Here is a 24,106-nt window from a genome sequence, read left to right as displayed (position 1 = left end):
TGTGCTCGATGGAGCTACGTATTGCGCGGCACAAAAAAGGCCCACCCCCGACCAGAAGGATGAACCCACCTTGAACAAGGTGGGTGCCCGCAGCGCGCTTCCTGGTTTTCGCATCAACGGATGCGAATCTCCATTTCACGAGCGATCTGAGGCTCCCAAGTAAAATACGTCGGTCCATCGCAAAGTATGGTTGCGGGGGTGGAACCACTTATGAGTATACGCTATGGGCGCGCCAATTGAAGTCTTGACATGTGGCAGTTTCCGAAGTAAGGGCGCACACGATGTAAAGCGATGTAACGATGTAAAGAACTGAATGCAGCGTGCAGTATGTTTTTTGATGAACCCCAAGAACATTTTGCACAAACACTTGTTCGTGTGATACCATAGCGGCATGGATACCTTATTCACAGCAATGGAAAACGAACGTCGGGCCACGGTGGCTCCGCTTGCTGTGCGCATGCGTCCGCGTTCGCTCGATGAACTTGTCGGTCAGCAGGATGCCGTTGGTCCGGACAGCTGGCTGCGCCGCGCCATCGAGCAAGACTGCTTAAGCTCGCTTATTTTGTATGGCCCGGCTGGCACGGGCAAAACGTCCATCGCGCATGTTATTGCCGAAACCACTAAGGCGGCGTTTGTGGAGGTGTCAGCTATCGGCGGCACTGTGTCCGATCTTCGTCGCGAAATCGACGCCGCCAATGAGCGTCTTGCCCTGTCGGGGCGGCGCACCATTTTGTTCGTGGACGAAATCCACCGCTTCAACCGCAGTCAGCAAGATGCGTTGCTGCATGCAGTGGAAGATCGCATTGTTGTGCTAGTGGGTGCCACAACAGAAAACCCGTTTTTCGAGGTGAACTCCGCGCTGAACAGTCGCTCGCGCATTATCGAGTTGAAAAGCCTTACCGATGCCGATATTGCCGAAATGGTGCGGCGTGCGGTAGCTGATGAAAGGGGTCTTGGTGGCACGTACCAGCTTGATGACGATGCGTTAAACGACATCGTATTGCTTGCTGGTGGCGATGGCCGTGCGGCGCTAACCACGCTCGAGCTTGCCGCGGGCATGCTCGAGCCGGGAACTTCCGCCGCTCCCGCGCGGGTGGGAGCCGAACATGTGCGTATTGCTGTGCCGCATCGCGCCTTGCCCTACGATAAAAGTAAGGATATGCACTACGATGTCATATCCGCATTCATTAAGTCTATGCGAGGGTCTGATCCCGACGCTGCGCTCTATTGGCTCGCGCGCATGATCGATGGTGGGGAAGATCCGAAGTTCATCGCGCGGCGCATGTTTATTGCGGCATCGGAAGACATCGGTAATGCCGATCCGCAGGCGCTGCTTATTGCCGAGGCGGCGTTTAAGTCAGCCGAGGTTATTGGTTATCCAGAATGCCGCATTAATCTCGCGCAGGCTGCCATCTATCTGGCGCTTGCACCGAAAAGCAATGCCGCCGAAGCGGGTATCGATGCTGCATTAGCCGAAGTTCGCCAAGGGCCTGCCCGTCAAGTTCCCAATCATCTGCGCGACCGGCACCGGCCAGGTTCGGAAAACTACGGCGATTACAAGTACCCTCATTCGTATCCGTCTGGCTGGGTCGACCAGCGCTATCTGCCCGACGGCTTGGAGCGGGGCTGTTTCTACCATCCGGGTCCACGCGGGTGGGAGGCGTACCGTGCCGATGCCGCTGCGCGTGATCGCGCCGACGCTGACGAAGTTGACACAGGCGAGTGCTAGTTTCGATGGTTGGCGTAAGTTGACATAGGTGTGGTGGTTTGACGCGGTTTAGCGTGGTTTGGTGTTGGTTGCGGAATGGAAACGCTTTGCCAAAGCGATAAGGATTCCCTGGTGTTGTGGGGTTGACGTGCTATAGTGAATGAAACTTTCACGGTATACAAGGAGGTTCGTCATGGGTGCCACTGATATTTTGAGTATCGTGCTGATCGCCGTTGCTATCGTTGCCGTTGCGGCGTTGGCGTGGCTCGCGTTTGAGCTGGTCGCGACGGTTCGCAAAACCAGGCAAACGGTTGACACTATGCAAAAGCAGCTCGAACCCACGCTTGCCAACGTCGAGGAAATCACTGCGGCGTGCAAGCCGCTCATTGCGAAAGCCGACCCGCTGGTTGACCGCGTGTCGCTAACGGTCGATGCCGTGAATTTGGAAGTCATGCGTCTCGACCAGATTCTAGAAAACATCGGCGACATCACCGACACAGCAACTTCGGCTGTTAATGCGGTTGATGCCGTGGCCAGCACACCGCTGAACCTGATCGCGTCTGCTTCGACGCGTATTCGCGATGCTTTTAAGCCAAAGGCGGCAAGCGATGCGTCGGTGGCGCTGGGCGAGGCGAAAGCCGCCGAGGCTGCTGCATCCAAGGCTGTGCAGTCCACACATCCCGCCAAAGAAGACGCTGCTTCAAGCGCTGCTGCTTCACGCGGTTTTACGGAAGCTGAACCTGTGAGCGCTGGTGAGGGAGCTTCGTCAGAGGGTGCTCATGGCTCCAAAGATGGCTACGTTACGGTTCCGCAGCCAGTAGCACCGGCCGATCAGGCTGCGTCTGGTGCGGCTGCCGCATCGGTAGGTGTCCAGCAGCAGAGTGCCGAAGGTTTGAAAGCGTAGGGGGCGTTTCGCTTGTCTCGGGAGTGTTCGGAGGAACCCGTATTAGTTTGCGGGGAGCCAGGCGGCCTTGATTGCGCGGAGCTGAAGGCTCGCACGTTGTGCCTGCGCATTTGGAGTACTATTGGTGCTGTTCTTTTGCTTCTGGTAGCAGCGAAGGCCATAAGCGTACTTCACATAGCCATTGCCATCCTCATTCTCACGGTCATTATCGTATTCTGCTTGCGCGGTCCGGTCAATTCGCTCGAACGCCGCGGCATGCCCCGTTTCTGGGCGACGGCCGCTGCGTTCGTGCTTATGTTTGTGGTAGTCGCATGCGTGTGCCTGCTCATGTTTTCGCCCGCGCATGGTTTGATCGGCCAAGTCAGCGAATTTGTGAGCAGCATGCCTGCTCGCATCGACGATATAAGCGCGCTGCTTAACCAGCTCTACGAACGCTATTCCTATCTCTTCCAAAGTGACGCCATCCAGCAGTGGGGAACTGAAACGTTCTCGTCGCTGAGTGCGATGGCTTCCGAGCTCGCAAAATCCAGCGCGAACGGCATCGTGGCGTTGGGAGCTGGGCTTGTTAACGCGGCGCTCGAGATTTTGTTTGCACTGGTGGTGTCGTTCTGGATTCTCCTTGAACTTCCTGGCATCGGGAGAGAATGTAATCGTCTTGTCAGTGACAAACATCGCGAAGAGGCTGAAATGCTGCACATCACCGCTACACGCGTGATGAGTGGCTTCATTCGTGGCACGCTGTTGCAAAGCGCCATCGTTGGTGTGTGCTCGGGCGTGTGGTTTGCAATCATTGGTATGCCAAGCGCCGCGGTTTTGGGCGTGATCATGACCATTGTGAACATCGTTCCCGTTATCGGTCCGTGGGTGGGTGGCATTATTCTTGCCGTAGTGGGTGTATTCGATGGCGTAGTTGTGGCGGCATTGGCTGTGCTGGGATTCGTGCTGGTGCACTGCTTTGTGGCAACGGTGGTATACCCCCGCATCATGCAAGGGTCGGTCGATGCGCATCCGGCGCTTGTGCTCGTTGCGCTCATGGTGGGTTCAGCGCTTGGTGGCGCTGCCTACGGCGTTATGGGTACACTTGTCGGTATGTTGTTCTCCATTCCCATTGTTGCTATGGCAAAGTCGGTGTTCGTGTATTATTTCGAAAAGCGTACGGGACGGCGCATTGTGGCACCCGATGGGGTGTTCTTCAAAGGCGGTGTCGAAGGCGATGACGCTGTGGTTGATCCTATGGCCGACGCTACGGCCGCTCATCCAGTGGTGAAGGGGTCGGCGAAAAGTTCCGTTCGCGAAGTGAAACGAAAGGGTGGCGACGGGTTCTGACAATCTGAGCCAACCTTTGTGAGAGACGCCCTACGCAGGGGCGGAAGTGTTATCGGGACAAACGAACCATCAGAAGGATTGCATTGATGAAGTACATGACAAGTGCGGAAATCCGCGAGAAGTACCTGAAGTATTTCGAAGAAAAGGGCTGCCAGCGCTGGCCTTCCAGCTCGCTGGTGCCCGACGACCCATCGCTTTTGCTCACGGTTGCGGGGATGGTTCAGTTTAAGCCGTACTTCCTGCAGCAAAAGCAGCTTCCGGCACCCTATATTGGTACTACCACCGCACAGAAATGCGTGCGTACTAACGACATCGATATCATTGGTACCACCGGGCGGCACCAGAGCTTTTTCGAGATGCTGGGCAACTTCGGGTTCGGCGAGTACTTCAAGCAGGAAATGTGCGCGTGGGCGTACGACTTCTCTGTGAACGTACTTGAGCTTCCGGCCGAGCATCTGTATTTCACGGTGTTTGAAGACGACGACGAAACCATCGAGATTTGGAAGAGCCTCGGCGTGCCGGAAGACCATATTTCGCGCTTGGGTGAAGATGACAACTTCTGGCGCGGTGGCCCTACAGGTCCGTGCGGCCCGTGTTCCGAGATCTACTTCGATCAGGGTCCCGAATTCGGCTGCGGCAAGCCCGATTGCGCGCCCGGGTGCGATTGCGACCGCTTCCTGGAGTACTGGAACTGCGTGTTTACGCAGTTTGATGGGCAAGAGGACGGCACGCTTGTTCCACTGCCAAAGAAAAACATCGACACCGGCATGGGCCTTGAACGCATTGCTGCCATTATGCAAGGCGTACAGTCGAACTACGAAACTGACGTGCTGCGCAGCCTGGTGGCGGTTGGAGAGCGGTTGTCGGGTGCAACGTACGGAAGCGACGCTGCTGCCGACCTCGCGCTGCGTATCATTGCTGATCACAGCCGTGCGGTTACATTTATGATTGCCGACGGCATTCTTCCTTCTAACGAAGGGCGCGGCTACGTGCTGCGCCGTCTGCTGCGTCGTGCTATCATGAAGGCACATCTTATCGGCATTGAGGGACCATTCTTAAACGAGTATGTTGACGAGATTGTCCGCCTTATGGGTGATGTGTACCCCGAAATTGTGGAAAACCGCGAACTTGAGCGCCGGCTTATTCTTGCCGAGGAAGAGCGCTTTGGTGCTACGCTGCGTCAGGGCAGGGCGTTCCTAAATGAGGCGCTTGCCCAGCTAGAGGGGCCGGTGCTTTCTGGCGACCAGGCCTTTGTGTTGCACGACACGTATGGTTTCCCGGTAGAGGTCACCTGCGAGCTGGCGGCTGATGCAGGCATTCAGGTTGACATGGATCGCTTCCACGAGTGCATGGAAGAACAGCGTGATCGCGCTCGTGCGGCGAACAAAGCCGACATCGAAGCGGCATGGAGCACCTACGGCGGCGTGTATACCGACACACTGAACGAGGTGGGTGCCACGAAGTTTCTTGGCTACGATCAGCTGGAATGCGATGCCCGCGTGCTCGCTTTGCTGCGCGATGGCAAGCGAGTAAACGAACTTGTCGGCAGTGGCCTGGGCGAGGTGGTACTCGACGTAACACCGTTCTACGCCGAGATGGGCGGCCAAGTGGGCGACATGGGTGCCTTCGATGCCGAGGGTTTGCATGTGCTTGTGCAGGGAACTGCAACACCCGAAAAAGGGTTGTTCGTACACACCGTGCACTGCAAGGAAGGCGTGCTGCATGTGGGTGACGTGGTGCACGCGAGCGTCAGCCCGCGCCGTCGCCACGCCATCGAGCGCAACCATACCGCAACGCACATTCTGCACGCGTCGCTGCGCCAGGTGCTCGGTGATCACGTGAAACAGGCCGGCAGCTACGTAGGACCCGACCGTCTGCGGTTCGATTTCACGCACTTCGAGGCCATGACACTCGATCAGCTTGCCGAGGTCGAGCGTATCGCCAACGAGTACATCATGGAGGCAATCCCCACCACTATCTACGAAACGTCGCTGTCTGACGCGCGTGAACGGGGCATTGTGGGTCTGTTCGGCGAAAAGTATGGCGAGCGCGTTCGCGTGGTTGAGGCGGGCGAGTTCAGCCGCGAGCTGTGCGGTGGATGTCACGTGCGCAACACCGCAGAAATCGGCTTCATGAAAATTACCTCGGAATCGAGCGTGGGCGCTAACGTGCGCCGCATCGAAGCGGTAACCAGCTACGGCGCTTTGGGATACGTGAACGAAATTGAGGCCGAGCTGAAGGAAACCGCCGCCGAGCTGCGCGTGCCGCTGTTCGACGTGAGTGAGCGTACTGCTTCAAACTTAAAGGCGCTGAAAGATATTCAGCAGAAGGCGAAGCGTGCGAAAGACATCGTGTCCGATGACGGTATCAACGAGTTACTGGCGGCTGTGGTTTCCGCGAAGGGCGGTTACCCGGTTATCATTGCCCGCACGGCCATTCGCGAAGGCGCCCAGATGCGCAACATGTGGGACATCGTGCGTGCGCGTATGAGCGCTCCGGGCGCACTTGTTATCGCTGGTGAAAAGGATGGTAAACCCGTGCTTATGGCTGCCGGCACCGATGAAGCGGTGTCTGCTGGATTCAACGCTGGGGCTATCATCAAGGCAATGGGGCCGGCCATTCAAGGTGGCGGCGGCGGAAAGCCGACCATGGCACAAGCTGGCGGCAAGGATGCAAGTGGTATTGATGCAGCGCTCGACATCGCACGCGGCTTGCTGCTGTAGAGCGATTGCGTTATTTAGCTTGCGGAGTTGGGCGTAAAGGTGCGTCTGCTTCCGTTTAAGCCCATTCGCGCGAAGGCCCCGCTGGGGCCTTCGGCATGATTGGCGTCGTATAAGACGGCGCGAGGGAAACGTGTGTCGAGTCCGGCGCGCCCGAACAGGGCTTGCGGAGTAATTCAGCGTTTCCTGGATAAGAGAAAGGCGTTCGATGAGGGTTTTGGCTTTGGACATAGGTGAGGTGCGCGTGGGCATTGCAGTGTGCGACCCAGGAATGCGCGTTGCCTCACCGGTGTGCGTGCTGCCCGCGGCGGAAGTGCTCGGGTGCGCAAAGCCCTTCGCGCGGGTGCTCGAAGATTGGGAACCTGAGCTTTTGCTCTGCGGTCTACCGTATACCATGGCGGGCGAGGAAGGCCCCCAAGCTGCACGCATTCGAGAAGCTGCGGTGCGCATCAGTGCTGCGTGCGGACTTCCCGTCGAATTTACCGACGAGCGTTTGAGCTCGCGTGAAGCCAAACGGAGTTTGCGTGAAAAGGGATACAGCGAACGTTCGATGCGGGGCAAAATAGATATGATAGCCGCTAGCTTGTTCTTGCAGGCGTGGCTCGACGCGCGCCATTGACACGAAAGGCTGCAAACCTATGTCACCCAGACGACAAATGACATATTCCCGACGCCCCAATCATGCCGCCCGTTCGGCACATGCGCGCGGTGCTCGTCAATTCAAAACGTACGACACCAGCTACATCCGCCCGAAGCAGAGCAAGGCACCACTGGTGTTTGCTGCAGTGGTTACTATTGCTATCGTGGTTGCGGCCGTCTTCGCCATCTCTACAATGATGAAGGGCTGCTCGGGGAGCGGCGCTGAACTAATCGGCCCGAACGAGCAGGCTACCATCACGGTTGAGGCGGGGGAAAGCGCTAAGACCATTGGCGACACGCTGTGCGAAGCGGGGCTTATCGCTCGATCGTCAGACTTCTCGTCGCGCGTGGATGAGCTGGGCGTTGCCGACCAGTTGAAGCCTGGCAGCTACACGTTCGCCGGCGAAACGCCCATTGACGACATTATTGCGGCTATCCAAGCCGGTCCTCAGGCGGAGTCAACGCTCACTGTGCCCGAAGGCTACAAGCTAACCGATATCGCTGCAGCGGTTGCGGAAGCTACCGAGGGCCGCGTTTCCGCCGAGGACTTCACTGCAGCCGCATCGAACGCGAGCGTGTATGCGGCCGACTACAGCTTCCTCGCCGATGCGGGCGAGAACAGCCTTGAAGGGTTCCTGTTCCCCAAAACGTACGAGCTTGACGATACCGCTACAGCCGATTCGATCATTCGTATGATGCTTGACCAGTTCAACGCAGAATTTTCGACGCTTGATCTCACGTATCCCCAAAGCGTTGGTCTCAACGTGTACGACGTGGTGAAGCTCGCTTCCATTGTTGAGAAGGAGTCGACCGGATCCGATGATATTCGCGCGCAGGTTGCCGGTGTGTTCTACAACCGCCTAACGAACGAGTTCGGCGAGACGGCGGGCTACTTGCAGTCCGATGCCACCACGGCGTACGTGGTGGGTCACGATCCGTCTCCTGAAGAAGTACATGCGGACGATCCGTACAGCACGTATACGTACAAGGGTCTGCCACCGACGCCTATTTGCTCTCCGGGTTTGGCGTGCCTGAAGGCCGTGTGTTCGCCTATTGAATCCGACAACTACTACTTCTACTTCTGGAATGGCGAAGACGGCACCCTTCAGTATGCCTTCTCTCGCACCTATGACGAGCACCAGGCGGCTATCGCGAACACGCCGCAGAACGCGGGCTAGGCTTGGCGCGTACCAGTTCCGACATGACACCCCGAGCGAAAGCCTGCAGCGGTCCCCATGAAGGTGTGCTGCGGGCTTTCTCTTTCGCGAAGGAGGGCCGCCATGCCGATTTTTCAGCCTGACAGGTATTTTTCTCGCGTTTCGCGCATCGATATCGAGCGTGATCTGCTGGAGTGCGGCCTTGTGCACGTGCTGCTGGACATTGATAACACTATTCTCACGCGCGACACGCATGAAGTGCCTCGTGACGTGCGGTTTTGGATTACGCGCGCCCGTGAGGCCGGAGTGTCGTTCTGTTTGGTGTCAAACAATTGGCACCAGAGTGTGTTTAGCTTGGCGGAAGAGCTCGACCTGCCCATTGTGGCGAAGTCGTGCAAGCCGCTGCCGCATGGGGTGCTGATTGGTCGCGCGAAGATCGGTGGCGCGCGCTGCGACACGGTGGCCATTGGCGATCAGCTGTCAACCGATGTGGTGGCCGCTAACATGCTGGGCATGAAGTCGTATTTGGTGGCGCCGCTTGTCGAGCAAGACCTGAAACATACGCTGGTGCTTCGCAAGGTTGAACGCGTCATTTTGGGCAGTCGTCAACCCGAAGGGGCCGCAACTGCCGTACCCGTAGAAGAGGTACAGTCGGCAAAGGCATCGCAGGCAAGCGAGAGCCAGAGTCAGAGCGTCTAGGTGCGTGGGCATAAACATGATGAAAAAAGTGGGGAAAGGAGCGCGTTCGTTATGGGCGCAACTGAGAAGCTGTACGTGCTTGGTCATCCGGTGGGTCATTCGAAGTCGCCGGCAATGCACAACGCCGCCTATCGGGCGCTTGGGTTGCCGTGGGAATACGGTTTCGCCGATATCGAGCATTCGCACGAGGCGCAGGCGTTCATCGAACAGCGCAGCTGGCTGGGCTTAAACATCACCACGCCGTATAAGGAACTCGCGTTTGCTGCCGCCGACACCGCGAGTGAGGCAGCACGGTTGGCGCGTGGCGCGAACGTGCTGGTGAAGATTGATGGCAAGCTTGCTGCACATAACACCGACGGTTTTGGTTGTGTGACGTACCTTCAGAGCATAGGTGCTTGCTTTGAGGGAGCGCGTGTGGTTGTGTGTGGCACGGGACCCACGTCATTTTCAATTCTCGGTGCGTGCGTTGATGCAGGTGCGAGCGTGCTCATGCTCGGACGCGACGCGCAGCGCGCGCGCGAGCGGGTGGAGGCCTGGCGTGCGGCCTATGCTGCTTGCGTGGCCCACAATGAGCATGCGGTCTGCGCGTTCCAAACGACCCGAACGACTCAAACGTCCCGCAAAGCCCGCTCAAAACGCGAGGTGCGTGTTGAAGGTGCGTCGTACGACGACAGCTGCAACCTCATCTCGTGCGCCGACATCGTTATCGACGCGACACCGTTGGGCATGAAGCCGGGCGATCCTGCGCCTTTCGACGTGAGCGCACTGCATGAGGGTCAGTGGGTGTTTGATGCTGTGTACGGCCATGGTGAAACTGCGCTGGCTGCCGGCGCGAAGGCGGCGGGTTGCACATTCCGCAGTGGGGGCGGCATGCTGGTTGGTCAGGCTGTTGCCGCCGTGCAGCTGTTCTTACAGGCTGCCAATGAGCCCGATACGCTTGGGTTCGACGGCTTGCTCGACGTTATGGCTCGCGCCGCCGGGTTCGCGCTGTAATACGAACTTGCGCTACAATAGCTCCGAATGAAAAAATGCAGACCACACCCTTGTTTTGCGCCGGCGAAACGTTGTCTGCAGCGAGAAAGCGACCATGCTATGCATTACATCACCGCAGGTGAAAGCCACGGCCCGCAGCTTACCGCCATTGTCGAAGGTGTTCCGGCGGGGCTGAAGGTTTCTGAAGAGAGTATCAACTCCGACCTCGCCCGTCGACAGTCGGGGTATGGCCGGGGTGGCAGACAGACCATCGAGCGCGATACGGTTGAAGTGGTGTCGGGTCTGCGGTTTGGCCGTACCCTTGGCACGCCGGTGACGCTGGTAGTGAAAAACCGCGATTGGCAGAATTGGACCGACCGCATGGCGCCCTTCGGCGACGTGCCCGCAGGCTTGGTGCGCGAGGTCACGCCGCGCCCAGGTCATGCCGATCTGGTGGGCGCGCTGAAAACCAACACTGACGACTGTCGCAACATTCTCGAACGCGCGAGCGCGCGCGAAACTGCCGCGCGCGTGGCGGCGGCGGGCATTGCGAGGGAGTTTCTGGCCGAGCTGGGCGTCGAGGTGTTCTCCTACGTTACTTCCATTGGCAGTGCACGCTTCGAAGAAGACGATCCTATGGTTGCTGCGCCCGACTATAAACCGCTCGACATCGAAACGAGTGAGGTCCGCTGTCCCGATGCGAAGGCGACGCAGGCTATGAAGGACGCCATTGATCATGCGAAGGCGGCGGGCGAGAGCCTGGGCGGAACATTTCGCGTGGTTGCCACGGGTCTTGTGCCCGGCGTGGGCGGCTACGCGACGGCGGCTGACCGCTTAACCTCGCGCCTCGGTGCGGCGCTATTTTCCATTCCTGCAATCAAGGGCGTTGAGTTCGGCTTGGGCTTCGAGGCTTCGCGGCGGGTGGGTTCGCAGGTGCACGACCCCATTGTGCTTGAACGGGGCGTCGGGTTCTCCCGCACATCAAACAACGCGGGCGGCCTCGAGGGGGGCATGACCTCAGGAATGCCGCTTATTGCTACGGTAGCCATGAAGCCCATTCCCACGCTCATGACGCCGCTTGAAACGGTGAACCTGGACACGTTGGAGGTGGAGCTTGCGTCGAAGGAGCGAAGCGATACCTGTGCCGTACCTGCCTGCGCGGTGGTGGCCGAATCGGAGGTGGCGTTCGCGCTGGCCAACGCCTATCTGGAAAAATTCGGACGCGACAACATGGCCGATATTAAAGCCGCAGTGAAGTCGTACAAGCAGCGGCTCCGTACCGTGTCAAAGTAACGCGCAGGCGTAGGGTGTGACCCTTTGACGCATTGACACAGTGGTGCTTAACCAAACGACATTGGTTCGTGCATTTTGCTGAACGCTGTTATCGGAAAGGAAGATGTGGGTGACTGACGAAAACGAACGGTTCGAGCTTACGCGCCCGGTGTTCTTCATTGGGTTTATGGGCGCGGGCAAGTCGTCCGTGGCGCGGCGGCTGGCGCGTGTGTGCGGCGTCGGTTCGGTGGATGCCGACGTGTACCTCGAGCGCCGCGAAGGGAAGCGGATCAAGCGAATCTTCGAAGAAGTGGGCGAAGAGGGCTTCCGCGCTATCGAGACCGACGTGCTGCGCGAGCTGTCGGAAAAGCCCCCGTTGCTCATCTCGTGCGGCGGCGGCATTGTTATGCGGCCTGAGAATCGCGACATTTTGAAGTCATCTGGTTTTGTGGTTCACTTAGAGGTCGACGTCGATGAGGCACGCGGTAGGATCAGTGACGTGTCGACCCGTCCGCTATTTCAAGACGTACAAGCCGCTCGCGCGTTAGCGGCTAACCGGTTTCCGCTGTATACAGAAGTCGCCGACGTTTCCATTTCAACGGCTGGGAGGCGCGTGCCTGCCATCGCATACGAAGTGCGCGGCATACTTGTAAAGGAGGGCGTGTTATGCCCACAACAAAAGTAGTGGTGAATATCCCCGGTGAGTCCGCATATGACGTGCGGGTGGGTGCAGGCGCACTCGACCGGCTTGGTCAGCACGTGCGTGCCACGGCAGCGGGCGGCAAAGCCGACCGTGTGCTCGTGATAACCGATTCAAACGTTGCCCCACTGTACTTGGCTCAGGCGAAGCGGTCGTTGGCAGCCGAAGGCTATCGCGTATCAGACATAACCATTCCCGCAGGTGAAGACTCGAAATCAATCGCAGTTGCTGGCGAGATTTGGGAAGCCATGGCGGCTTGCTCGCTCGGACGTGACTGCGTAGTTGTAGCACTCGGCGGCGGCGTGGTGGGTGATATTGCCGGTTTTGTTGGGTCGACGTACATGCGGGGCGTTTCGGTGGTGCAGGTGCCCACCACGCTGCTGGCGATGGTCGACTCGTCGGTGGGTGGCAAAACCGGCGTCAATCTCAGCGCGGGGAAGAACCTGGTGGGAACGTTCAACCAGCCGACGTATGTGTGTGCCGACATCAACGCGCTATCCACGCTCAACGAGCGCGAATGGGCGTGTGGCTGTGCCGAAATAGCCAAGGCGTCGGTCATCGACTCCGACGATTTCTTCTTCTGGCTACTCGATCATGCCAATCAGCTGGCGGCGCGCGACGAAGGCGTCGTACAAGAGGCCATCGTTCGCTCGGTGGTGTTCAAGGCCGACGTGGTGGCACAGGATCAAACTGAAAGCCGCGGCGTGCGTGAATGCTTAAACTATGGGCACACGCTGGCTCATGCGATAGAGAAGTTATCGGGTTATGGCACCTACAGCCATGGCGCGGCGGTGGCCGAGGGCATGCGCTTTGCTGCGCGCTTGGCCGCTGATTTGCTGGGTACGCCCGAAGAGTTGGTGGAAACACAAGACGAACTGCTCGACGCGCTGGGACTTCCCGCTTTGTCGTGGTCGGCATCGCCTGCCGACATGCTTGACGCGATGAAGCGCGACAAGAAGGCGCGCGGCGGCCAGGTGCGTTTCGTGCTGCCGCGTGACGTGGGCAATTGGGAGCTCGTCGAGGTGTCCGATGACATTCTGCGCGCTCACCTGCAGCAATGGACAGCATCGAAAGCGTAAGGGAAGAGCTTGCGTTCGAACAACCACCGCGATTGTCGCGTCGGTTGCGCCGCAAAAAGGAATCAAACATGAAGAAGATACTGCTGATAAACGGTCCGAATTTGAACATGTTAGGCATACGTGAGCCGGGCGTGTACGGGAATGACACACTCGAGTCGCTCGAGCGGATGTTCTGTGACTACGCGAAGTCGCGTGGTGTAGCGGCGAAGTGCTTCCAGAGCAATCACGAAGGCGAGCTGGTAGAGAAACTGCACGAGGCGCATTTCAATTTCGATGGCGTGGTGTACAACCCCGGTGCACATACGCACTATTCGTACGCTATTCGCGATGCGGTGGGTTCGATCGCCACGCCGGTGGTGGAGGTACACATTTCCGACGTGAGCGCCCGCGAGGCATGGCGCAACGTGTCGGTGGTTGCCCCAGCATGCGTGGCTCAGGTGAAGGGTCGCGGCTTTCAGGGATACTGCGATGCACTCGACATCCTGCTTGATGGAGCGGCGGAGCGCTTGGGCGAAGGATTTGAGGAAGTCTACGCGCCCGGTCAGGTGATCATTGCCGGAAAGAGCGCGCGAAGGGAAGAGAAGCAATGATGGCCGCAGCAGCTCGGGTGGCGCATGAGAGCGTTGCTACTGAATCCGAGCCGACGACGGCACCGACCAGCGTGGCATCATCGGCTGTGCTGTCGCAGGCGCGCATCGCTCGTTTGCGCGAAGCGTGCGCGGCCGCAGGCATTGATGGCATGTACGTGCGCGACACGTCGAGCATTGCGTGGCTCACGGCGTTCGATAGTGTGTTCGACAGCGAGGCGGCTCACCTGCTGCTCGTCACGCCTGATCGCGCGGTGTTGCACACCGATTCGCGCTATGCCGACGCGTGTGAGCGCGCGGCGCGCGGCACGGGCGTGCAGGTGAACTCTGAGCGGGTGAGTCATGCAAAGTTCGCTGCGCGACTGATGGGCGAAAGTACCGCTTGCGACGAGCACGCGACAGCTGACACGAGCGCAGCCGACGCTACAGGTGCGGTTGCTGGCACGAGCGCAGCCGACGCTGCTTGCGTGCGCCCGCTTGGTATTGAGGACTCCATCACACTCGCGGAATACCGTCGGCTCGAAGCGGCGTTCGCCGAAGTGGCCACAACCAATACCCCCTTCCGCGAAACCAGCGGCATGGTGGTAGGCTTGCGGGCGGTGAAGGACGCCGCCGAAATCGTGCAATTGCACGCCGCGCAGGCCATTACCGATGCGGCGTTCGAGCACATTATCGGCTTCATGCGTCCGGGTATGACCGAGCGCGAGGTGCAAATCGAACTTGAGGACTTCATGCGTCGCACTGGTGCGGATGACCTGGCCTTTCCCAGTATTGTCGCCTGCGGCGCGAACGGGGCAAGCCCTCATGCTATTCCGGGTAACACACGCTTGGAGGCAGGGCAGTGCGTGGTTATGGATTTCGGTGCGAAGCTACGCGGCTACTGCTCCGATATGACGCGTACGGTGTTCTTGGGCGAACCAACCTCGCGCATGCGCGCTGCTTATGAAGCCATGCGGGCGGCGAATGAAGCGGTTGAGACAGCCTTGAAACCCGGCGTCACGGGCATCGAGATGCACGAACTTGCCGAACGCGTGCTTGCCGATGCGGGATTCGGCGGGAAGATGGGCCATGGGCTGGGGCACGGTGTGGGTCTCGATATTCACGAGGAACCGTGCTTGAATTCGCGCAACACTGAGCCGTTGGTTGTCGGCAACGTGGTCACGATTGAGCCGGGCATCTACCTTGCGGGCGAGTTCGGCATGCGACTCGAGGACTTCGGTGTTATCACGCCGGACGGCTTTGAGGTATTCACGCACTCACCGCACGACATGGTGGTACTGTAGCGGTTGTAGCTGCGAGTCTGTGGTAAATCTCGCGATTGCACAACCGCCGCATACCCGCAAACTGCTACGTATCCGCAAACCGCCGCACGCTCGTAGCCGCCGCAGCACACCTGTTACAACGTCGAGAACTTCCGTATCATTTCCTCGACGTTGACCGGTTTGCCTAAGAATCCGTTCATGCCTGCTTCGATAGCCAGGTCGCGATCTTCCTTAAACGTATTAGCCGTGCAGGCGAAGATCACCATGTCGTCGGTATCATCGCGGTCGAGTTTACGGATAGCGCGCGTGGCGTCGTAGCCGTTCATGATAGGCATCTGCACGTCCATGAGCACGAGCTCGAAATAACCAATGGGTGATTCCTCCACCATGTGCACAGCTTCCTGCCCGTCCGCGGCGCATTCGACCGAGTAGCCCACGCCGCGCAGGATTTCTGTCAGAATGGTGGCATTGAGTTCGTTGTCTTCAGCAACCAAAATGTGCGTCGGACGCTTCCGTCCTGCTTCGCTGCTGGTTTCGCTGGTTCCGCTGGCCGCACCGCCCACCTTGTTGCTGGTTCTGCCAGCCCCGCTGTCCACCTTGTCGCCAGTCCCGCCAGCCCCGCCGTCCACTGCAGCGCCGGCCTGGTCGCAGGTCTTCCCGTCGCATGTCTGCGCGGCGGGCTTGCCAAGTGGAGGCTCATTACACGGACGCTTGTCGCTTATCGGTGCGGGCAGCACAACGGTGAAGCAGCTTCCCACGTTGCGTTTGCTTCGCACAGATATCGTGCCACCCATCTGCTTTACCAGAAGCGAGCTGATAGACATTCCCAACCCGGTTCCCTTTTGGCTTGTTTTAATCTTGTTGCGCTCCTGTGCAAACGGGTCGAAGATATGCTCCATGAACTCGGGATCCATGCCGCAGCCGTTGTCTTCTACCTCGAAGGTGGTGGTCACCATGCCGTCGGCTGGCTCGCTCTGGCTCACACGGAGTGCGACTGCACCACCTTTGTCGGTGAACTTTGCGGCATTGCTCAAGATGTTCATGAGCACCTGCTTAACGTGCGTTTCGTCACTGAGAATACACTCACTTGTAAGCTGTTTCGACACCGACAGCGAAACACCCTTGTTGGCGAACGTGTCGCGCTGCATGGCGTATACGGCGTCGATGAGCACGCTGAGGTTAATCGGATCGTGCGCGATATCAAACTTGCCCGCTTGCAGTTTGCTCACGTCAAGGATGTCGTTTACAAGCGACAGCAAGTACTGCGTGATGGTTGACGACTTCGTCAGGTAATCGCGCATTTTACGGTCGTCTTCTAAGTTCTCGCGCATCAAGTAGTTGAGCCCGACCAGGCCGTTTAAGGGCGTGCGAATCTCGTGACTCATATTCGATAAGAACTCGCTGCGTGCTTGAGCGTCGGCCTCCGCCTTCACGGCGCTCCTGCTCACGCGGAACACGAGCGCAGCGAGCACTACTACGACACCCACAATACTCACCAGTACGATGGTGGTCATAGTGATAACCCGCATGCTTTGTTCCGAGAACACTGCTTCGGGAATAGCCATTACGGTTTGCCAGTCGGTGTTGTTGATGGGACGCACGATGGACACCATCTTTTTGCCGTCGGCGTTTACCCATGAGAAGGTGAACGCTTTGTTGGCTTGGATGCGCTCGATCACGCTGTCGACGCCATCCTCCACCGATCGCGCACTTGCCAGCAGGCCGAAAAAGTTCGCTTCGGTGTCGCTGGCGTCGGTATCAATGTTGACCACGTAGTCGCCGTGGTTGTCGACGACGGTACTTGAACCCTGTCCATTGTAACATTCGATACGCAGATGCTCTTGTACCAGGTCAACGTGGCGAAGTCCAATAATGCCGACGATGGATGTTTCCTCAACATCATATGGGTTAATGCGCACGGTGTAGACGATGGTAGGCACGGGGTCGCCCCCGATATTGTCGTCGATGAGTTCGTCGGTGTCGTAACGCAGCGCGCTGCGATCAAGTCCTAAGGCAAGCTGGGCGATGTAAGGGTTGTCGGAGGCAGTTTTTGCGAGCATGGTAGTTGAGTACAGGTTGCCGGCGTCGTCGACAAGGTATAGCGTGTTGAAGCTGCTCGCCTGTTGTTCAATGGCAAGGCGGCTTTGGACGTCGGCCATGGTTGTATCATGATAGAGTGCGAACTCTGAGCCAATACTGGCTAGTTCGTCCCATCGTGCGTCTAGTTGGGACTGGAAGAAATCGATATCGTGATCGGCGAGTTCTTGGGCGTTTCGCAGTGCGTTCGACTCGACTTCTTCGGTCGTATGGTAAACGAACGCCGCCGTCAGGATGGCGATAATCGCAGCGGCGAGTATGAATGCCGACAGCAACAACCGCTGGTTGGTCGTATTCTTAAGGGAGACAGCCGCAAGTTTGTTCACGGTTGGGTCCTTACCAGGTCAGCCGCACGCGATTGTTGCATACGCTGCATCGCGTCTGTAGCTTCTTCGTTACAACGCCGATATTGTAATGCGAAACAAGCACTACACACAAAATGTTGTCTATCTGTCACAAAGTGTGATAGATGTTGCACGTGCGCTTGCCGCATCGGTCTGGAAGTTCTGACACACGCCGCGTAATTACTTGGTTTCGGTGTCAAGCAGCTGGGATGCCCGTGTTCGGACGAAAGCGCTGAGGGCGTTCAGACGTTGTGGAGTGATAATTCTCCCGTTAGGATGTTCCGTTCGATAGTCTGTGATGAAACCTGAATCGTCAAAGGTGAACTCCCTCAAGCGCTCCACGTGCTTACGCTGCGCTTCTCCCAGTAGTACTCTGCTTTGAATACCCAAGGTTGTATCTAGAATGCCGGGTGCCTCATCGGCGCGGGTTGTGAGTGTGTCGATTTCTAGAGTCTTGTCATCGTCGCGCGAGAAGAGTGAGACATTGTTGTCGAAGATAGGGGCGGCATCAAGCACGCGTCCTGTAGTATTGTCGCGTAGGACGCCAAAGTTGCCGATGTGGCGGTCGCTGTTCGCAATAAGGGAATCGAACACGGCCATCGATCGGAACTTCTCTTCCGCTTTGTCACTAATGTTCCCAAAATAGGAAAGAGCCAGTTCTATATCGCACAATTGAATAAGGTCGGAGGGCAGGCACAGCTCGAAGGGCACGAAGGAAGTCGTTGCTGTGTTAAACAGCTTGCAGACCGAACATAGCTTCCCGCGCCACTCTGTCAGCTCATAAGGGATAGCATCAAGTCCCATGGTGTGGGCCACCTGCCACGCAAGCGCCTCGGAGTAGGGCTCGCGTCCGTAGTTCGGAGCGGCTGTTGCTGATCCGGCTTTGTACAGCATCAGCTGACCGTCTATTCTCCGCCATGTTTTTGGGAACGCGCCTGATGGGGTCAAATCAGAGGGTCTTCCTGTGCCGATAACTCCTTCGGGGATGGCTCCTGTGTAGGCAACGATTTGCAGCACCTCGTCGAAGTCGTTGTCGAAGAGATTGCAATCCGACCAGGTGACATCGTCGTCGGCTGGTACGACGGAGTAAGCATCGTTCACGGATACGCCGCGTGACAGATCGATAATACCCTTGGTGTCTGTGGGGGCAAGTCCATAGGGGCGCAGTATCTCTTCCAAATAAGCGCGCCCTTTGGGAACACGCCGCGAAGCCAAAAAGCGTGCCAGTTCCACATCGTCAGGTGCCTGCATAATGTTCAGCGGCAGAAGGTGACTGTTGTTTCGATCTACTTCCAACCCGCGCGCCCGAAATCCGCCTAGTGTCTTCTCAAACTGGAACTGGGCGAGGGGGGTATCGTAGATTCTTACTTCATATGTCTGCGCGTTTGCCATGAAAAAAGTGTAGCATAGGCGTATCGGCAGCGGATTGTTTCCTTTATATCATCTGTGGTTTTGTGTTTTCGTTTTACCTCTGCGTTTGTTAGTCTGTTCACCTTGGCTCGGGTTCTTGGGAGCATGGAGGAAAAGCTTGGAGTTCCTGTCGATGTTGATGTTGTTCAAAAGCGCACTGAGGAAGTAGAAGGCGGGATGGTTCGCAATGAACTATACTGAGCCACATTCCTAGGGAGGTGTAGGTATGCCACCATTGACGGTTGAGCAAATCAGAAAAGATGTGTCGAGCGCCACGTTGGCATATAACGCCTCGGTGCCCGATAACGAGCAAATAGAGTCCGTATCATTATTTGGTAGTTATGCGGATGGAAGGGCAACTCACGCATCGGATGTTGACTTACTGGTTCGTTTTACCTCTGCGGTTGTTAGCTTGTTCACCTTGGCTCGAGTTCTTGAGAGCATGGAGGAAAAGCTTGGGGTTTCTGTTGATGTTGTTCAGGACCCCGTTCCTGAGGGTTCGCTCCTTTTGATCCATAAGGTGGTGCCGCTTTATGAAAGAGCCTGACATTCGGATTCTTGAGAAGATTCTCTCCGAGATCGACTATTTGGAAGTGTTTACCCCTGCCAAAAAGCTGCATCGAGTTTTGGAAGTTACGGAATAGTTCGCTTGACTGGGCTTAAGAAGTGACCTCTCCCATTTTTGGGGCAAGTCGGGTATACTGTGCAGGTTTGAACAACAACCCGAAAGAGCGCAAGTAGGCCAGCAGGAGGAAGATCATGGCAATTTCCACCGCCGATTTCAAGAACGGCATGTGCATCATCAACAACGGCAAGATGTGCACCATCGTTGAGTTCCAGCACGTGAAGCCGGGCAAGGGCGGCGCGTTCGTGCGCACCAAGCTGCGTGATATTAAGACCGGCCGCGTGGTCGACTACACCTTCAATGCTGGCACCAAGTTCGACACCGTTCGCTTGGAAACCAAGAAGATGCAGTACCTGTACAACGACGGTTCCGACTTCTACTTTATGGACAACAATACCTTCGAGCAGATGTCTATTACTGCCGATATTGTGGGCGATGTGGCCAAGTGGCTTAAAGAGAATGATGAAGCGAGCCTGCTGTACGCTGGCGACGAGCTGATCAGCATCGAGCCTCCCATGTTCGTAGAGCTTGAGGTTGTGGAAACCGAGCCGGGCTTTAAGGGCGACACCGTGCAGGGTGGCGGTAAGCCCGCAACGCTGGAAACTGGTGCCGTGGTGCAGGTTCCTATGTATATCGAAGTTGGCGAAGTGCTGCAGATCGACTCTCGCGACGGCCGTTTCGTGAAGCGCGTGTAGTAGCAAACGTGTAGCGGCGACCTGGCGCTACACGCCAGCAAGCGCAGAACGACAAGCCGGCGCACACAAGCACACAAACGCACAAGCGACAACATGCCAACGTACCAACAAGCCAACAAGCGCGCAAGTAAAGCACAACGCACGTGAGAAAGCCCCGTCTTCGGGGCTTTCTCTTCGCCGTCACAAACCGTCCGTGCCGTCCGGCTTGCGAAGCATGTTTCTTGTCGGTGAATTTCTTCGCAGCACGCATCGTGGCGGCGCTCTTCTCCTATAATTCTGGTTTCGATCTTTGACTCTTCTCACCGATAAGGAGGTGTGAGTTCATGCCAAGGCTTCAGATCATGGATACCACCATCCGTGACGGCCAGCAGAGCCTGTGGGCCACACGCATGTCAATCGGCGACATGCAGCCGATCCTCCCGCTCATGGACCGCGTTGGGTACTGGGCCATCGAGGCGTGGGGCGGCGCGACGTTCGACTCTTGCTTGCGCTTCTTGGACGAGAACCCGTGGGAACGTTTGCGCTCCATCAAGGCAAGCACGCCGAACACGCCACTGGCCATGCTGTCGCGCGGTCAGAATCTGGTAGGTTACAAGCACTATTCCAAGGAAATCGTGAACCGCTTCATCAAGGCGGCCAACCGCAACGGTATCCATGTATTCCGCGTGTTCGACGCGCTGAACGACATCCGTAATGTGGTTGACAATGCCGAGGCCATTCGCGAATGCGGCGCGCACTTCGAAGGTGCTATCTCCTACACCATTTCCCCGGTGCACACGCTCGACAGTTTCCTGGAATACGGCCAGCAGCTCAAAGACCTCGGTGCCGACTCCATTGCTATCAAAGACATGGCGGGTATGCTTACGCCGTACCGCACCGAGCGCATGGTGAAGGCGTTCAACGCTGAAATTGGCCTGCCGGTGCACGTGCACTGCCACTACGTGGGTGGCATGGCTCCGGCCAACATCCTAAAGGCCGCTGAGGCGGGCGCGGCTATTGCTGATACGGCGCACGCGCCGCTGGCATTCGGCAACTCGCATCCCGCAGTCGAGATGATCGTGGCAGCGCTGCAGGAAAGCCGCTACGACACGGGCATCAACCTCGATCTTCTGTTCGAAATTTCCGAGTACTGGGAGGAAGTGCGCAAGCGCGGCCACTACAAGCGCGGCGTGTCGTCGCTTACCCACATGCAGGTGTACTCCCATCAGGTGCCGGGCGGCATGATGAGCAACTTGGTCAGCCAGCTGGAAGTGCAGAAGGCTGCCGACCGCCTGCCCGAGGTTATGGCCGAAATTCCGCGCGTTCGCGCCGAGGTGGGCTATCCGCCGCTCGTTACCCCGCTATCTCAGATCGTGGGCACGCAGGCGGTGTTCAACGTGCTTACCGGCAAGCGCTGGGGCGTGGTGTCGAAGGAAATGAAAGACTACATTCTCGGCTACTACGGCAAGGCACCCGGGCGCATGGACAAAGACGTGGTTGCCAAAGTGGTAGGCAACGCCGAAATGCTGCCGCCCGATGTGGCTCCCGGCTCGCTTGTCACCACCACCTACAACGAGGTTGCCGAGGAAATTGGCGATTTGGCGAAGAGCGAGGAAGACGTGCTCATGTACGCCTTGTTCCCCAACGAGGCCCGCACGTATTTAAGCAAGCACCGCGCACATGAAAAAGTTGACTTCTTAATGCAAGAGGAAAGCAGCGGCACCAAGGAGGACGATTACGTGGACATCAATCAGATTCGCGAGCTGGTAAAGGTCGCCGAGGAAAGCGGCGTCGGCGAAATCGTGGTGGAGGAAGAGGGAATGCGCATCTCCATCAGGGCAAAAGGCGAAAACGCTGCCGTTCCGGTGGCGGTAGCCGCACCCGCTGCTGCCCCTGTGGCGGCACCTGCTGCAGCCGCGCCTGCGCCCGCCGCAAATGAGCGTCCGGCCAACTGGCACGCTGTGACAGCTCCCATGGTAGGCACATTCTACGTTGCTCCCGCACCCGGCGAGCCGCCATTTGTGAAGGCGGGCGACGAAGTATCGGCCGGCCAAACCTTGTGCATCGTTGAAGCCATGAAGCTCATGAACGAGATCGAAGCCGAAGAAATGGGCACGGTTCGCGAAGTGTGCCTGGAAGACGGCGCGCCGGTCGAGTACGGCACGGTGCTGTTCTATGTGGAACCTCATGCCAGTGTTCCGCTCGTTTCGGAGACTGAGTAATGTTTAGCAAGGTGCTCATAGCGAACCGTGGCGAGGTTGCCCTGCGCGTTATGCGCGCGTGCAGGGAACTGGGCGTTGGTACGGTCGCTGTATATTCAACTGAAGATGCCGACACGTATCCGGTTCGCTATGCCGATGAAGCGGTGTGCATTGGGCCTGCTCCTGCGGCGAAAAGCTATCTGGTTATGGCAAACATTATCGAGGCGGCGAAAATCACCGGTGCCGAGGCAATTCATCCGGGGTACGGCTTTCTGGCCGAGAATGCCGATTTCGCTCGCGCATGTTGCGAAGAGGGGTTGGTCTTTATTGGGCCGTCTGCGGAATGTATCGAGCGCATGGGCGACAAGAGTTCGGCGCGCGAAACCATGAAAACCTGCGGGGTTCCCACCGTTCCCGGCTCCGATGGCTGCTTGGATACCGTCCAAGAGGCGCGCGAATTCGCTGAGCGGGTGGGTTACCCGGTGCTCATTAAGGCAACCGCGGGCGGTGGCGGCAAGGGTATGCGCGAAGTGCACGACCCGGCCGATCTGGAGTCGCAGTACGTAGCGGCCCGCACCGAAGCCGGCGCGGCGTTTGGCAACGACGGCGTGTACTTAGAAAAGCTCGTCTTGCGCCCGCGCCACGTTGAGGTGCAGGTGCTCGCCGACAACTTCGGTAACAGCGTGGCGCTGTGCGAGCGCGACTGCTCCATCCAGCGCCGCCATCAGAAGCTGATCGAAGAGGCGCCCTCGCCGGCACTTACCGAAGAGTTGCGTCGCGCGATGGGTGTTGCAGCACTGAAGGCGGTGCGCGCAACCAACTATCGCAACGCCGGAACCATCGAGTTTCTGCTCGATGAACGCGGGTCGTTCTACTTCATGGAAATGAACACGCGCGTGCAAGTTGAACATCCCGTGTCCGAACAAATTACCGGCACCGACATCATCAAAGAGCAGCTGCGCATTGCTGCGGGCGAACCGATGAGCTGCGCCGACCGCGCGCCGTTTACGCCGATGGGTCACGCCATCGAATTCCGCATCAACGCCGAGGATCCCCAGCATGGCTTCCGTCCCTGCCCGGGAACTATCACGTTGTTCGATCCGCCGGCAGGTCCGGGTGTGCGCGTGGAAAGTTATGTGAAGTCGGGTTCGCGCATTTCGCCGCATTACGACTCGCTCATAGCTAAGCTCATCGTCAGCGGGCAAGATAGGGAAGAAGCGCTCGCCCGCGCCGCGCGTGCTCTCGACGAGTTCGTCATCGAGGGGCCCGGCATTGCTACCACCATCCCGTTTCACCGTCGCGTGCTTGAAAACGCGGCGTTTCGCGCAGGCGATGTAACCACTGATTTCATTGAAACCCAGATGGGAGACGTATTATGACGAATCTGAACATCGATGGCATGGCGCTGGCTCCCGGCGTGTTGGAAACCATCGTCTCCATTGCTGTTGCCGAAGTTGAAGGCGTTGCCTCCCTTGGATCGAGCGCGTCGGGCTTCCGCTCGAGGCTCGGCGGCAAGCAGGGCGTACAGGGCGTCGAAGTGGTGGCTGACGAACAGGACAACCTAAGCGTTTCGGTGCATGTCGATGCGTATTACGGAACGGTGCTGCCCGAGCTGGCGGCCAAAATCCGCGAGGCCGTGGTAGACGCCGCCGCCATTCAGGTGGGGGCGTCTATCTCGTCGGTTGACGTGTACGTTGACGGCATCCAATTCGCCCGCTAGGGGGATGCGC

Annotated in this window: 20 protein-coding genes; 18 read left to right on the top strand and 2 right to left on the bottom strand. The window is 58.0% G+C overall.

Annotation, left to right across the window (positions count from 1 at the left end):
- The first annotated feature begins 391 nt into the window (after nucleotides 1-391).
- The 13 genes from G7Y44_RS03690 to G7Y44_RS03630 all read left to right on the top strand — a co-directional run bounded on the left by G7Y44_RS03690 (nucleotide 392) and on the right by G7Y44_RS03630 (nucleotide 15,046).
- Nucleotides 392-1,729, top strand: coding sequence for a replication-associated recombination protein A (locus G7Y44_RS03690; protein WP_165247662.1), 1,338 nt, complete (start codon nucleotides 392-394; stop codon nucleotides 1,727-1,729).
- 172 nt (nucleotides 1,730-1,901) lie between these two features.
- Nucleotides 1,902-2,612: a DUF948 domain-containing protein gene (locus tag G7Y44_RS03685; RefSeq protein ID WP_165247660.1), complete on the top strand. Its 711-nt coding sequence runs from the start codon at nucleotides 1,902-1,904 to the stop codon at nucleotides 2,610-2,612.
- Nucleotides 2,613-2,708: 96 nt separating this feature from the next.
- Nucleotides 2,709-3,938: an AI-2E family transporter gene (locus G7Y44_RS03680; RefSeq protein WP_165247658.1), complete on the top strand. Its 1,230-nt coding sequence runs from the start codon at nucleotides 2,709-2,711 to the stop codon at nucleotides 3,936-3,938.
- An 86-nt stretch (nucleotides 3,939-4,024) separates the two neighbouring features.
- Nucleotides 4,025-6,661, top strand: coding sequence for an alanine--tRNA ligase (gene alaS / locus G7Y44_RS03675; protein ID WP_165247656.1), 2,637 nt, complete (start codon nucleotides 4,025-4,027; stop codon nucleotides 6,659-6,661).
- 205 nt (nucleotides 6,662-6,866) lie between these two features.
- The gene (gene ruvX / locus G7Y44_RS03670) at nucleotides 6,867-7,277 is read left to right on the top strand and encodes a Holliday junction resolvase RuvX (protein ID WP_165247654.1); all 411 of its coding nucleotides are present in this window, start codon (nucleotides 6,867-6,869) and stop codon (nucleotides 7,275-7,277) included.
- A gap of 19 nt (nucleotides 7,278-7,296) precedes the next feature.
- Entirely contained in the window at nucleotides 7,297-8,475 is a 1,179-nt protein-coding gene (mltG, locus tag G7Y44_RS03665) for an endolytic transglycosylase MltG (protein WP_165247652.1), read from the top strand.
- A 102-nt stretch (nucleotides 8,476-8,577) separates the two neighbouring features.
- Nucleotides 8,578-9,153 carry a YqeG family HAD IIIA-type phosphatase gene (locus G7Y44_RS03660; RefSeq protein WP_165247650.1) on the top strand — a complete coding sequence of 192 codons (576 nt, stop codon included), beginning with the start codon at nucleotides 8,578-8,580 and terminating at the stop codon, nucleotides 9,151-9,153.
- Nucleotides 9,154-9,204: 51 nt separating this feature from the next.
- Nucleotides 9,205-10,146, top strand: coding sequence for a shikimate dehydrogenase family protein (locus G7Y44_RS03655; RefSeq protein ID WP_165247648.1), 942 nt, complete (start codon nucleotides 9,205-9,207; stop codon nucleotides 10,144-10,146).
- Nucleotides 10,147-10,245: 99 nt separating this feature from the next.
- Nucleotides 10,246-11,418: a chorismate synthase gene (aroC, locus tag G7Y44_RS03650; RefSeq protein ID WP_165247646.1), complete on the top strand. Its 1,173-nt coding sequence runs from the start codon at nucleotides 10,246-10,248 to the stop codon at nucleotides 11,416-11,418.
- A gap of 109 nt (nucleotides 11,419-11,527) precedes the next feature.
- Entirely contained in the window at nucleotides 11,528-12,082 is a 555-nt protein-coding gene (locus tag G7Y44_RS03645; protein WP_241159166.1) for a shikimate kinase, read from the top strand.
- On the top strand, nucleotides 12,064-13,176 hold the full coding sequence (aroB, locus tag G7Y44_RS03640; RefSeq protein WP_165247642.1) for a 3-dehydroquinate synthase: 1,113 nt from the start codon (nucleotides 12,064-12,066) through the stop codon (nucleotides 13,174-13,176). Before G7Y44_RS03645 ends, aroB begins: the two co-directional genes overlap by 19 nt.
- 68 nt (nucleotides 13,177-13,244) lie before the next feature.
- Nucleotides 13,245-13,766, top strand: coding sequence for a type II 3-dehydroquinate dehydratase (aroQ, locus tag G7Y44_RS03635; protein ID WP_165247640.1), 522 nt, complete (start codon nucleotides 13,245-13,247; stop codon nucleotides 13,764-13,766).
- A gap of 149 nt (nucleotides 13,767-13,915) precedes the next feature.
- Complete coding sequence (locus G7Y44_RS03630; protein WP_441299686.1) at nucleotides 13,916-15,046, top strand: M24 family metallopeptidase; 1,131 nt, start codon at nucleotides 13,916-13,918, stop codon at nucleotides 15,044-15,046.
- A gap of 113 nt (nucleotides 15,047-15,159) precedes the next feature.
- Here the strand turns inward: G7Y44_RS03630 and G7Y44_RS03625 are convergent, their stop codons facing one another.
- Nucleotides 15,160-17,448 carry a hybrid sensor histidine kinase/response regulator gene (locus G7Y44_RS03625; protein ID WP_165247638.1) on the bottom strand — a complete coding sequence of 763 codons (2,289 nt, stop codon included), beginning with the start codon at nucleotides 17,446-17,448 and terminating at the stop codon, nucleotides 15,160-15,162.
- Between the two features lie 198 nt (nucleotides 17,449-17,646).
- Nucleotides 17,647-18,858 carry a HipA domain-containing protein gene (locus tag G7Y44_RS03620; protein ID WP_165247636.1) on the bottom strand — a complete coding sequence of 404 codons (1,212 nt, stop codon included), beginning with the start codon at nucleotides 18,856-18,858 and terminating at the stop codon, nucleotides 17,647-17,649.
- Nucleotides 18,859-19,102: 244 nt separating this feature from the next.
- On the opposite strand from G7Y44_RS03620, the gene G7Y44_RS03615 reads away from it, so the two are divergent.
- From G7Y44_RS03615 to G7Y44_RS03595, 5 genes are all read left to right on the top strand, one after another.
- Nucleotides 19,103-19,423 carry a nucleotidyltransferase family protein gene (locus tag G7Y44_RS03615; RefSeq protein WP_165247634.1) on the top strand — a complete coding sequence of 107 codons (321 nt, stop codon included), beginning with the start codon at nucleotides 19,103-19,105 and terminating at the stop codon, nucleotides 19,421-19,423.
- A 212-nt stretch (nucleotides 19,424-19,635) separates the two neighbouring features.
- Nucleotides 19,636-20,196 (top strand): elongation factor P, encoded by a 561-nt coding sequence (gene efp / locus G7Y44_RS03610; protein ID WP_165044498.1) that lies wholly within the window; start codon nucleotides 19,636-19,638, stop codon nucleotides 20,194-20,196.
- Nucleotides 20,197-20,519: 323 nt separating this feature from the next.
- On the top strand, nucleotides 20,520-22,397 hold the full coding sequence (accB, locus tag G7Y44_RS03605) for an acetyl-CoA carboxylase biotin carboxyl carrier protein (protein WP_165247632.1): 1,878 nt from the start codon (nucleotides 20,520-20,522) through the stop codon (nucleotides 22,395-22,397).
- Entirely contained in the window at nucleotides 22,397-23,755 is a 1,359-nt protein-coding gene (gene accC, locus G7Y44_RS03600; RefSeq protein ID WP_165247630.1) for an acetyl-CoA carboxylase biotin carboxylase subunit, read from the top strand. The genes accB and accC overlap by 1 nt, the downstream gene beginning before the upstream one ends.
- Nucleotides 23,752-24,096, top strand: coding sequence for an Asp23/Gls24 family envelope stress response protein (locus tag G7Y44_RS03595; RefSeq protein WP_165044504.1), 345 nt, complete (start codon nucleotides 23,752-23,754; stop codon nucleotides 24,094-24,096). Before accC ends, G7Y44_RS03595 begins: the two co-directional genes overlap by 4 nt.
- Nucleotides 24,097-24,106 lie beyond the last annotated feature (10 nt).

The organism is Adlercreutzia sp. ZJ141 (assembly GCF_011038965.1).
In the GTDB taxonomy this organism is placed as follows: Bacteria; Actinomycetota; Coriobacteriia; order Coriobacteriales; family Eggerthellaceae; genus ZJ141.
The sequence above is the reverse complement of the archived record's forward strand: the minus strand, read 5'-3'. Positions and strand labels throughout refer to the sequence as shown.